This is a genomic window from Rhizobium sp. BK619 (assembly GCF_014195245.1).
Lineage (GTDB): Bacteria > Pseudomonadota > Alphaproteobacteria > Rhizobiales > Rhizobiaceae > Rhizobium > Rhizobium acidisoli.
In genome coordinates this window covers 1-12,338 of the sequence record NZ_JACIBH010000010.1, presented here as the reverse complement: position 1 = coordinate 12,338, position 12,338 = coordinate 1, and the positions used below count along the sequence as shown (strand labels likewise).

General features: G+C 58.5%; 7 protein-coding genes, 1 other RNA gene and 1 pseudogene. 5 read left to right on the top strand and 4 right to left on the bottom strand.

Annotated elements, in window-relative coordinates; genetic code table 11:
* Positions 1-18 precede the first annotated feature (18 nt).
* Positions 19-3,723, top strand: coding sequence for an AsmA-like C-terminal region-containing protein (locus tag FHX14_RS19385; protein ID WP_184378179.1), 3,705 nt, complete (start codon positions 19-21; stop codon positions 3,721-3,723).
* Positions 3,724-3,740: 17 nt separating this feature from the next.
* On the opposite strand, the gene FHX14_RS19380 is transcribed toward FHX14_RS19385, so the two are convergent.
* The 4 genes from FHX14_RS19380 to ssrA form a co-directional block, all read right to left on the bottom strand.
* Positions 3,741-3,965 (bottom strand): ribbon-helix-helix domain-containing protein, encoded by a 225-nt coding sequence (locus FHX14_RS19380; RefSeq protein WP_179613134.1) that lies wholly within the window; start codon positions 3,963-3,965, stop codon positions 3,741-3,743.
* A gap of 101 nt (positions 3,966-4,066) precedes the next feature.
* Positions 4,067-4,261 carry a DUF4169 family protein gene (locus FHX14_RS19375; RefSeq protein WP_184378177.1) on the bottom strand — a complete coding sequence of 65 codons (195 nt, stop codon included), beginning with the start codon at positions 4,259-4,261 and terminating at the stop codon, positions 4,067-4,069.
* Between the two features lie 48 nt (positions 4,262-4,309).
* Positions 4,310-4,825, bottom strand: a complete 516-nt coding sequence (locus FHX14_RS19370; RefSeq protein WP_184378175.1) for an SspB family protein — start codon at positions 4,823-4,825, stop codon at positions 4,310-4,312.
* Positions 4,826-4,953: 128 nt separating this feature from the next.
* Positions 4,954-5,316: a transfer-messenger RNA gene (ssrA, locus tag FHX14_RS19365) on the bottom strand.
* A 111-nt stretch (positions 5,317-5,427) separates the two neighbouring features.
* On the opposite strand from ssrA, the pseudogene FHX14_RS19360 reads away from it, so the two are divergent.
* The 4 genes and pseudogenes from FHX14_RS19360 to FHX14_RS19345 all read left to right on the top strand — a co-directional run.
* Positions 5,428-5,949, top strand: a pseudogene (locus FHX14_RS19360) (thymidylate synthase); the annotation flags it as partial.
* A gap of 188 nt (positions 5,950-6,137) precedes the next feature.
* Positions 6,138-7,070: a thymidylate synthase gene (gene thyA, locus FHX14_RS19355; RefSeq protein WP_184378174.1), complete on the top strand. Its 933-nt coding sequence runs from the start codon at positions 6,138-6,140 to the stop codon at positions 7,068-7,070.
* Positions 7,071-7,262: 192 nt separating this feature from the next.
* A complete protein-coding gene (locus FHX14_RS19350) occupies positions 7,263-10,550 on the top strand; it encodes a hypothetical protein (RefSeq protein ID WP_184378173.1) in 3,288 nt (1,095 codons plus the stop codon).
* Complete coding sequence (locus tag FHX14_RS19345) at positions 10,550-12,259, top strand: hypothetical protein (RefSeq protein ID WP_184378172.1); 1,710 nt, start codon at positions 10,550-10,552, stop codon at positions 12,257-12,259. The genes FHX14_RS19350 and FHX14_RS19345 overlap by 1 nt, the downstream gene beginning before the upstream one ends.
* Positions 12,260-12,338 lie beyond the last annotated feature (79 nt).

Genomic DNA, 12,338 nt, shown 5'->3' with positions numbered 1-12,338 from the left:
GAATGGAGAATCCTTGCATTGGTAGGCCGGTTCCTCGTCTTTCTGGGGGGAGTGATCGTCGTAGTGCTGTTTGTGGCGCTGCTTGCGCCGCTGTTCATCGACTGGACGGATTTCCGCAAGAATTTCGAGGATCAGGCAAGTCGCATCATCGGCAAGAAGGTCACTGTCTACGGCACGGTGGATGCGCGCCTTCTGCCGTTTCCGTCGGTCACACTGCATGACGTGCGCGTCGGCCAGGAGGCGGACGGTACGCCGATCGTCAAGGTCGAGCAGTTCTCCATGGATGCGGAGCTCGCGCCTTTCCTGTCGGGTGAGGCGCTGATCTTCGACATGCGCGTCGTCAATCCGAAGGTGCGCCTGAGATTGCTCAAGGATGGCACGCTCGACTGGATGCGCGGCAGCCGCGCCGAAATACCGGCGAAAAACGTCGTTCTCGAAAACGTGCATGTCAATGGCGGTGAAGTCGAGTTCATCGACGACCAGTCCGGCCGCTCACGCCGCATCACCGGCCTCAATGCGGAAATGTCGGCCAAGTCGCTGGCCGGCCCCTGGCGCATCGAGGGCAATGCGGCGCTTGACGGCGAGCATGGCAGCTTTTTGATCTCGAGCAGCCAGCCCGACGAAAAGGGCGTGCTGCGCATGCGCACGAAGCTTTCGCCGGACAAGCACCCCGTCAGCATCGATCTCGATGGCGAATTGAAGCTCGTCGACAGCAAGCCGAACTATCAGGGGCAGCTTTCGGCGGCGATCGAAAGCGGCAACAGCGCCAAGCCCGCCAACAAGAAGGAGCAGCCGCCGCGCGTCAAGGGCCGCTTCGAGCTCACCAATGAACGCATCCGCATTCCCGAATACCGGATGGAGATCGGACCGACGGACGATCCCTACGTCATAACCGGCGAGGCGACGCTCGATACCGGCAATGCGCCGGAATTCCTGTTGACCGCCGACGGGCAGCAGATCGACGTCAACCGCATCGGCAATCAGGGCGAGGCCGGCAAGACGACCCGCGACCCGGCGGTTTCGGCGCGCCAGCGGCTGAATTCGTTGATCGATGTCATCGCACAGGTGCCGATCCCGCAGGTGCCGGGTAAGGCAAGTGTCAAGTTGCCGGCGATTGTCGCCGGCGATACGACGCTGCGCGACGTGCAGCTGGAGCTTGAACCGGCCGGTACCGGCTGGATGATCGACAGCGCCACCGGTACGCTGCCGGGGCGCACGCAGGTGGAAGGCAAAGGCAAGCTCCTGCTGCAGGGCGAAGCCTCGTTCAATGGCCAGATCGTGGTGGCGTCCAGCCAGCCGACCGGGCTCGCCTCCTGGCTTGCCGGCGCGGTCGATCCGGCCATCCGGCAATTGCGGCAGGCGGGCTTTTCCGCCAATGTCAGCTTGACACCCGAATTGCAGCGTTTCGAAAATCTTGAGATCGCCATGGGGCCGGCGACGCTGAAGGGCCGGCTGGAGCGGCAGGCGATCTCCGGCCAGACGCCGACACTGTCGGTGGCCCTGGATGGCGACACGCTCGATCTCGATGCGCTGCAGGCGCTAAGCGGGCTGATGACCGGCCAGGATGCCGGCGACAACGTGCTCGACCACAAGATCGCCGCCCAGCTCAAGGCCGATAAGTTCACGGCCTTCGGCGTCGATGCCGAGAATGTCGAGACCACCTTCACGATTGCCGACGGAGAGCTTGCCGTCGACCGGCTGTCGATCAAGAATATTGCAGGCGCCGAACTGACGGCGACGGGCAGGGCGGAAGGCTCGCTGCTCGATTATAAGGGCGCCGGCGAGATCACCTTCAAATCGGCCGATCCCGGTGGCTTTTTCACCATGCTGCGCGAACACCTGCCGCATCATCCGGTGCTCGACCGGCTGGTGCGCAATGCCGGCTGGTACGGCAATACGGCGCTGCGCGGCGCGCTGACGCTCGGCGGCGACGAAGGCAACGCGCTGACGGTGACGCTTGCCGGCGTCTCGAACGGCAGCCGCGTCAATCTCGACTACCGCATGTCCGACCTGCTGGCGCTGACCGGCAACGGTACGACGAGCCTCGAGGCGACGCTCGAAAATGCCGTGCCGTCCATCCTGTTCGGCCAGGCCGGGCTCGATCCGCTGCCGGTCGATGTCGGCGCCAACGGCCGCCTGACGCTGAAGGTGAAGGCATCGGGCAACGATCCCGCCGATGCGGCGCTGACCTTTGCGACCGACCGAACCTCGTTCACGGCCAATGGCAAAGTCGATGTCCGGCCGGAGACTTTCATGAACGGCAAGATCGCGCTTTCGCTCGACAGCGCCGATATCGACCCCTATCTCATCATGAACGGGATCGCCCTGCCGCAGACGGGAGCCGGGCTGCCGTTCGGCCTGCAGGTCAATGCCCGCGTCGACAGCGACAAGATCGTCTTTTCCGATCTCAAGGGGCATGCGGCCGACAACGAGTTTTCAGGTGCGCTGAGCTTTGACCGGAAGGCTGCGAAGACGACCGCGACCGGCGAGCTGACGCTCTCCAAGGCGGATGCCGGCTGGCTTGGCGAGGCAGTGTTCGGCCAGATCGTTGATCCCGCCAATGGTGCGCTGACGACGGCGCCGCTCGGGCTGCCCGTCTTCAAGGATCTCGATGTCAACGTGAAGCTGACGGCCAAGCAGTTCTGGCCCGGCCTGCCGGAAACGGCGGTCACCGATTTCACCAGCAACGTTGCCTACAAGGGCGACGAGCTGCAGCTCAACGACATGGCCGGCAACTGGGACGGCGGAAAGCTTTCCGGCAATCTGCTGTTCACCAATGCCAACGGCACCGGCTTCCTGCAGACGAAACTTGCACTTGCCGATTCCGATGTTGCCGGCGTCGTCTGGCTGCGCGACGGCGCGCCGATTGCCAACGGCAAATTCGGATTGTCGCTGTCGATGGAAGCCTCGGGCAAGACGATCGGCGAGATTGCCAGTTCGCTGAACGGTTCGGGCGAGCTGAGGCTCGGCGATACCAGTATACGCGGGCTGAACCTCGCCATCCTTCCGCCGCTGCTTGCCGCGACCGATACGATGCAGGAGCAGATCAATGCCGGCAAGGTGCATCCGATCATCGAGACGCTGCTCAGCAACGGAGAGGCGAAGCTGCCGCCGCTCGGCATCCCCTTCAATATTGCCGACGGGACATTGCGCGTGCAGAATGTCACTGTCGCCAACGATCTCGCCCGCATCACCGCCGATGCGCAGATCGCGCTGCCGGAGGAACGGATCAGCGCGACGCTGGGCGTCGGTCTCAATCCGGGCACGGAAGTGCTGTCCGGCGCTGAGCCGTCACTCAGGCTGAATTTTTCCGGCATGCTGCCGTCGCCCGGCAAGACGATGGATGTGACCGATATCACCAGCTACCTGTCGTTGCGCGCCTTTGAGCGCGAGCGCCGGCGCGTCGAGCGGCTGCAAGCGATCGTGCTCGAAAAGCAGCGGCTGCGCCGCGAGGCGGCGCTCTACCGGTTCAACGACGCCGAGCGCGTCAGGGCGGCCGAAATCGAGCAGCAACGGCAGGCAGAGGAAGAGCGGCTGCGCGCATTGGCGCAGGCGGCGGCCGCGCAGAAGGCTCTCGCGGAAGCAGAGGCTGCACGCGCGGCGGAAGCCAAAGACAAGGCGGAGGCGCAGGCGAGGGCCGCCGCCGAAGCGGAAGCAGCGCGGCGCGGCGGGCCGCCCGGTTCGCTTAATTTCGACCAGGTGCCGGGCGTTCAGGCGCAATGATAATGCGTGGAATTTGATTATAATCCGCGGCCAGCGCCGGCCTTCGCCCAGGCCAGCACGTGGAGCCGCAGTGCCGAGGACAGGTTGCTGTCCGGCGGCCGATGGTCATCGATTTCGGAAATCAGGGCGGCGAGCGGCATGGAACGGCTAGCAGCGATCGCCTTCAACTCGTCCCAAAACTCGTCTTCCAGCGAGAAGCTGGTGCGGTGGCCGTGCAATGTCGCCGAATGCTTACGGATCATGACGCCGCATCAAGTTGAGTTTTTCGTACATTGATTCAGGGAAACTGCATAAGTGGCTGATCGCAGAGTGCATTCCGGCTCTTCGAGTTTTGCCTGAGCCATCAGGCGCCGTCGTCATCGGTCTCGATACGGCCGTCGCGATGAGCCTTGTCGGCCTTCTCGTTCAGGCTGCGGGTAAGCTGCTTATCAGCCTTGGTGCGCCCGAACGAAATGCGGTTCTGCTCGGCCTGCGCCTCCTTTTCGGAGCGGGCCTGCTTCTTGCGGAATTGGCGCAGATTGACGATTTCGGCGCTCATGCGGCCCCTTAATCCCTATGAAAAAGGGAGGCTTGGCCTCCCTTCAAATCACTGCTTCTTGCGGAAGGAGTCGAGCGAGACGACCGAACCCGGTTTCTTCTCTTCGCCGTCGGCAGGTTTTCCGCCCGCGGCCTCATCGGGCTTCGCTGCGGCATCGACGGGATAAGCGGTGATTTCACCAGACGGCAATTCCTCGCCATCGGCGAGCGGCACGTCGAATTCGAGCTCGAAGTTGACGGAGGGATCGTAAAAGCCGCGGATGGCATTGAACGGGATGACCAGCTTTTCCGGGACGTCGGAGAAGGAAAGGCCGATCTCGAAATGCGACTCGGTGATCTTCAGGTCCCAAAACTGATGCTGGATGACGATGGTCATCTGCTCGGGATATTTCGATTTCAGGTGCTGGGAGATGCGTACGCCGGCAGCACCTGTGAGGAAGGTGATGAAGAAGTGATGGTCGCCGGGCAGGCGGCCCGTCGCTCCGACTTCCGCCAAAACCTTGCGGATGACGCCGCGAAGTGCATCCTGTGCCAGAATGTCGTAGCGGATATGATCCTGCCCCATGCTTTTCCTGTCTTTCGTCGGTTCGGAAGTCTTTTCACAAGGTTATATGCCACGTCCGGGCGCCTTGGGAAAGACCGGAGCCGAGTCACGTTTTTCAGCAGCATACATGATTTCGGCGGCAGGGAGAAGGTGAAGGCTTCTGTTGCCAGGTGCCTTCGGACCCCGCCTAGAGGTGCGAACCACTAGGACTTTGATTGAAGTGTCACACCGCGATTAAGCAGCGAGACGAGCTTCCGCATAGTTGTCGTTTGCAACTACAATTTTAGCCCGATAACGGCGGTACAATGCCGAGCAAAAAGACGATCTTTACACCCTTGTCGATCCTGTTTCGCCCCCATCAAAAGCCGGCCTTCATGCCCGCCGGTTTTTGGTGGAGGCGCCGGGTACCGCCCCCGGGTCCAATAGGTTTATTACACCGCTCATTTATCGCCATAGCCGGCCCGAAAGCCGGCATGGGTGATATAGTGGTTTCCGCTGCCCAAGGAAAGGGCCAACGTCATAAAAGCGTTATGCGGGCCATCAGAAACATTGGGAAAATGCCCGCCGGCGATTGGTTTCCTGCTGCCGGGAGCTTAAATTAGGCCAAACGGAATCAGCGCGCCATGAAGCAATATCTCGATCTCCTCAACCATGTGATGGAAAAGGGCTCCGACCGGGGCGACCGCACCGGCACCGGCACGCGCTCGGTCTTCGGCTACCAGATGCGCTTCGACCTGCAGGAAGGCTTTCCCGTCACGACGACGAAGAAGCTGCATCTGCGCTCGATCATCCACGAGCTTTTATGGTTCCTGAAGGGCGAGACGAATATCGGCTATCTCAAGGAGAACGGCGTTTCGATCTGGGATGAGTGGGCCGACGAAAACGGCGATCTCGGGCCGGTCTACGGCGCCCAGTGGCGCTCGTGGCCGGCGCCGGATGGCGGCCATATCGATCAGATCGCCAATCTCGTCAAAGGCATCGTCAACAACCCGAATTCGCGCCGCCATATCGTCTCGGCCTGGAATCCGGCCGAGGTCGACCAGATGGCGCTGCCGCCCTGCCATTGCCTGTTCCAGTTCTACGTGGCCGATGGCAAGCTCTCCTGCCAGCTCTATCAGCGCTCGGCCGACATCTTCCTCGGGGTATGCTTCTTTTCCGGCATCAAACATGTACCATTGGTCTTAAGCAATTGGTGTAAAAAGGTTTTCGGGAATTTTGGAATGGTACCGGTACCATTGGTAGCCTGAGCCTGCTCCTCCATTCTTCTTAGTCGGCCTATTGCTTCCGAATTCGGCCGTTGTCAGACTTGTTGGCATAACCACAGGAATTGAAAATGGCCCGCCACCCCGAATATCAGTATCTCGATCTGATCGAGCACGTTCTCGAAAAAGGTGATCGCCGGATCGACCGCACTGACGTGGGTACTTTGTCGGTTTTCGGCGCGATGATGCGCTTCGATCTGTCTGATGGAACCTTCCCGGTTTTCACGACGAAACGGGTGTTCTGGAAAACGGCCGTAAAGGAGATGCTTTGGTTCCTGACCGGCCAGACGAACATCCAGTCGCTGCTGAGAGAAAACGTCCGCATTTGGACGGACTGGCCCCTGGACAAGTATCGGAAGGCGACCGGTGAGGAAATCTCGCAGGAGGACTTCGAAGCTCGCATCCTCTCCGACGACGCATTCGCTTTGCAATGGGGCGATCTGGGGCCGGTCTACGGCAAGCAGTGGCGTCGGTGGCTCGATGCAGACGGAAACGAGCACGACCAGATCGCCACCCTCATCCAAACGCTGAGGACGAACCCGTCGAGCCGTCGAATGCTTTTCCACGCGTGGAACGTACCGGAGTTGGGCCAGATGGCACTTCCACCGTGCCACATGACGTATCAGTTTCATGTGACCGGGCTTGGGGATGCGCGTGAAGCTACCAAGACCGTAAAGCCGAAGCTGTCACTTCTGGTCGGTCAGCGTTCATGCGACCTTGGCCTTGGCGCTCCCTTCAACGTTGCGCAGGAGGCTGCTCTTCTCCATATGGTTGCGCAGCAGGTTGACATGGCACCCGGAGAGCTGGTCTGGGTGGGCGGTGATACGCATCTGTATCTAAACCACATGGAATTGGCCCATACTCTGCTGAGCCGCGAGCCTCGTGCGTTCCCAAAGCTGCGCCTGTTGAGACGGCCGGACTCCATCGATGGGTATACCATCGACGATTTCGAGGTGAGTGGATACGATCCGCATCCTGCTATCGATGCGCCCGTCGCCGTTTGATCGGCTTCATATTCCACGAGTCATCGCTGCGTTAACCAGCGAGTAAAGATGCTGATAATTTAGCAATCGCTGACGGAGTCGATGGCGGCTGGATGATAGCGTCCAGCGGTTGAAACCGCGTCATTTCCGATACCGAAAATAAACAACTCAACATTACCCGTTGACACGCAAGTCACGGGGAAAGGCGGTCCTATGTCTAAAAAAAGCTCGAAGTCAGGAGGCGGTGAGACGCTAGTCGATGATGCGCAGCTGTCGCTTTTCGAAATGGCCGACGAGCGCTCCAAAACGGTATCCGACCCTCTTGATTATGTCGTTTCTGAGCTTGTGAAGACCGCGCTCGGCAAGCTGGACGACACCCAGGCGGCGGGTCCAACTGCCGATAGCGCAGAAGTGCATCGGCTATCGGTGCGTCCCCCTCCGTTGGCCTCAGATGAGGGCTTCGACCATGCTGATAGTGATCTCAGCGGGTTGAAGGCCTTTGATGTCCCCCACATTGGCCGTTTCTCTGCGCTCGCGGTTCATCAGTCCTACAAATCGGCATCGACCAAAGCGCGGTTGGTGGACATGCTGAATGAATGTCTGGAAACTAACACGATCCCACGGTCCGAGGCTGACCGAAGGTTGATTAATCGCCGAGAAATGGCGAGCCGACTGGGTGTAAGCAATAGCCTTTTGTCGTCCACCCTAAAGGACATCCTGACAGATTACGAAGTTATGCTTGAAATCATTCAGCCTGTCGCAACTCTGCCAGAGACTTCAAAATTCGGGGCAAAGCCTGATGAAATCGGGCCTCTTGATGTGGCAGGCCGACAGGTAGTCTCGCAGTATCCGGGCCTTGCGACGCACCAGCATTACCCTGAGGAGAGCACGGCCTATAAGATCGTCCAGATTCTCAATGCTCAGATCTTTTCCGGCGGTCTGGAGAGAAGTAGAGGAGGCAAGATCAGTCGAAAGCTGATCACGGGGCGGCTTGGTCTCAGTCAAACCGCACTGACGATCTACGCGCAGATATTGGAAGATTACGAAAATGAGGTCGGAGGCAAAGAGTCGGCCACCGAAGCCAAGATTCCAGCTATGCGTCGATGGCTGGAGAACCAAATTGATCAGGGCACGCTGCAGGTTCGTGACGGCAAAGTGAGCCGCATCCAACTGTTTGGTGAGTTCGGTTTTGCAAGAACCAACACACTTCTAATCCGATATCCTCGTCTGGCAGAACTTATCGAGGAGTTCGACAAGCGTGTCGCCGAGACGAGTTATCAACCCAAGGAAATTGGCGAAAGCCTGCGCAAGCTTCGTGAGCTGTTGGAGGAGCCACCGGTCGGCAAAGACGGCCAGAGCTTCGATACGGTGGAGTTGTGCAAATTACTAGATTTGCCAAAAAACAGGATATTGCGGTCACCTTATGTCGAGGTTATCGCAAGCGAGGAATTGAAGTTCAAGGAAAGGCTAAAAAGCGATCCATTTCTCGCTTTTGCCGGGGGGCGTGTCTTCAAATGCCACATGCTCGCTGAGCTAGGATGGTCGCATTCGTTCGCACGTCGATTTAAGGAGAGCTTCGAGCGGCTCTATCGCAAGTCGACGAAAGATAAAGCAAAGGTCGCATTTTCCGCCGCTACCGAACTCCTGAGCTTTATTGCGACCGACAAGTCGGTGGCATGCGTGGCGCTCTTGGAGGGGCTTTCAAACGGAGTGAACGCGCGAAGCCTGGCGAAGGAGTTTACCCTCGCCACCCAGTCGTATCGTGACGGCCTTGTTGAGCGGTATGAGCACGTTCCCAGTCGGAATGGAAAGCTGACGATGACGAACAGCGTCATCAAGGTTTTCAGCAACGACGGAATCTTGCCGCCGCACGAATTGGGGCTCATCGCTTTCCGTGAAGACAATCAGAACCATCTGCGTTCGGTGGCGGAGGTAACGGAGAGGACGAAAGGGAAGCCCAAAAACCCTCATGTAGACGATTATCTTCACTTCGCTACGTCGATGCTAAAACAGGCTGCTGATGTCCGTCAGATCGAAATTAGCGGGCTGGATCAGAGCGACTTCAATCGTGTTTTGAAGGCGGAGCTGGAAAATCACGAATTCAAGGCAGCGGAGAACCCCGCCAAGGTTATCCTCCACGTATTGACCCGTCGCCTCGATTTGCTCAAGACCGCTGCGACCAACCTCTTGAACGCTGGTCGAGCACTTTGGGATCGCGGTCGAGAGCTTCTTTCAATTAGCCGTGATCCTGGCGATGTCCTTCACGACGTTCTCAACAGAGGGCAGATCAACGAGCATCAGCGGCGTCAGCTCCTCCGCGAGCATTTTCCGGCCGATGAAGCTAACCGCGAGCAAGGCATCGCTAACCTGCTCCGAGTTGTGGCTGAGCGGTACAGTTCTATCTACCCCAGCAATAAGGCAGCGGGCCGCCAAGAAGGACAATTCTTTCAGAAGCGAGCCCTCGATTACGGTGGTGGCATGCTGCTCCAATCGTACCTCTTGCCAACGCAAGAGGCGGTGGCCGCTACCATCACACTCTACCTACTAGAATCCGGCAGTAACGTATCGGTTGGACGAACACTCTATTGCGACAGCATCGAGCCGTCGGAGGAGCCCAATCATAGCAAGGTAACGGGCTACAAGGCGAGGGCGGGTGGAAAACCGATCTTCGTTACCCTCCCTGATCGCTGTGACGCTATCAAGGGAATGAACTGGCTTCGGGAGGCGTTCGCAGGTAACCCCAAAATTGCTGACGAGGACCGTAATCAGCTTTTCTTATGCAAGGGCAATAACGAAACCCTTAAGCTGATCGAGGAGTGGACATTCCGGGCCGAGTTCAAGCGGATGGTGCAGTCGGTTCCGGAACTGGCTGACCTCCCGCTGACCCCAAACATGCTGCGACCGTCCATCTTGTTGAAGGCCGCGCTTGAGTCAGACGCGAAGACGGGCTTGTCGCGAGCAATGGGACAGCACGGGGCGCAGGTCCATGAGGGGTACATAAACAAGTATCCCATTAGATACCTGCGAGATACCGACATTCGGCTGTTCCAGTATTCGATGGAAACTGTCGTCATCCAGAAGATCGAGGAAGTTCACGCCTTCCTTGGTGTGGATGACGAGAAGATGGCTGGTCGCGTCGAGGCGGTGATGAGGACCGGCTTGGGCACGATGTGCGCCGACCGATACGGCAAGCCTGGCAACGAGGGAAAGCTCTGCCAGTCACTTGATTGCGTCAAAGGCTGCCCGCAGCTCATTTTGATCGCGATCCCGAAGGAAATCGCAATTCTTCAACTTTGGCAGCACTCGCTCCGTCTGGTGGAGGGCGACTGGATTCGCGACCAGCCGGAGCGGTGGGAGAAGGTATGGCTTCCGTGGCTGTGCTTCTGCGATGCGGTCGAGATGAAGATGCGCCAGTCGTTTTCGGACGTCTGGTCTGATGCGACCGAAATCTCCAGCAAGATGCTTGCAAACCCGAATTTCGCGCCCATGAGGTTGTTCTGATGCCTGTTTCATTGAAGGCCCCATCTTATAAGACGATTGATGGCTTCGATTACGAAAGCCGTCGCCGTAGCTGGCTGGGGTCTCCTTATGGAATCCACGAATGGATCTTCAGAGACGGAGCAGGCGAGGGTAAGGACGAGACGGTTAAATTCGACGTCCCGATGGCGGACGGTCGATCTCTGATCGAACACACGAATCTTTACGCCACGTTCAAGGAACTGGTGTTCTGGCTCCGAGCAGGCAATTACACGCGCATCGACGATGGCGAACGGCATGCGCAGTACGCAAAGACTTTGCTGCGGATTTGCTACGGGATGACCGTTCGCGGGTTCTATTCCTTTGCCACTCTCACGTCTTTCGACATCGATATGTTATGCGAAGAAGCGGCTATGGGCTCCGACAGTCTGCTGCGGGCCTCAGCCATCGTGAAGGAAAAACTTGGGGTGTACTCGTCCTGGGAGGGCGTCCCGCACACGTTGGTCAAGAACAAGAAATTCAACATCGGTGCAATACGCCTGGCCTTCAATCTTCCGAAGAAGTGGGCGGCTATTGAGATCAACTCGGAGGTCGAGGTTGCGACTGCTCGATTGAATGGCGAGTTGAAGCAGTCGGTGGCTGACCTCAGAGAGGACCCGATCACCGTTCAGAACATTCAGCTCGTCACGACCTTGTTCGACGCTCTATATGCGCTTCGACATTATATTGAGGCTCCTACCATCAGGTTTCGGCCGTTCCCGGAAGGCCCGGCGAAGCGGGCCGACAACCTTGGCGCACGCACGACGAAGACGCCGATAGCACCTCCGTTGCTGGTCATGAAATTGCTGGAGGAGTCGGTCCGATTTGTCGCGAACAATAGCGATGCCGTCCAGGGTGCCTACAAAGCCAACCTCGATGCACGCGAGAACGGAGACGTTTGCCGCCCGGACGCCGAAGCCCTGAAGCCACGCATCAGCCAGATCGCCGTGGCGTGTTTCATCTTGATCGCGGCCTTCACAGCACGGCGCACCGAAGAGATCAAAATGCTGGAGCGCGATTGTCTTGAAGGCAACGACGTCGATGGCTGGTGGATGAAATGCTACATCGAGAAAACGCAAAGGACGCGGACCTGGATACCGATCCCGAACATCGTGGCACGCGCGGTTCAGGTTCTCTCTTCATTCAACGCCGATGGCGACGGTGATCCGAACGCGCTCATTTTCGATTACCTGGACCCCGTCTCCGGCAAGATCGCGGATTTAGCGCCCGAAGGTAAGATCAATGATTTCGCTCGCTCCGTAGGTGCGGTCGAGTACGCCAACGATAATGATGACAGCCTCACTTGGCATTGGCAGCCTCGCCAGTTCCGGCGCTTTTTCGCCGTGCTCTATATCTGGCGGTACAAAGGTAAGTTCGAAAGCCTGGCGCACCATCTCCGGCATTTCAATCTCGAAATGACCAACGACTATGTGACGCTGGACCCGGAGAATGCCAAGGAATGGACGCGTGAGGTCTGGAACTTCCGGGTCGAGATCGTCAAGGACCTCGTGTCGGGTGAGAGCGTCTATACCGGACCTATGGGCGAGCGGTTGAACAAGCTGGTGAAACGCCTTCGTGAGAAGTTCTCCGACGTTCAGATCATTCCCGAATTCCTTGCTCAGGCAGTCATCCGTCAGATGGAAAAGGGCAGCGTGGTGGTGACGCCGAAGCCGTGGGTTGTTGATTTCCACTGAGAGCTGACCCGGCGTTTCCACCGAGAATTGACCCGCCTTTAGGTATTGTTCGTGTTGTTGGTCGGGGTCAAGTTCCTGC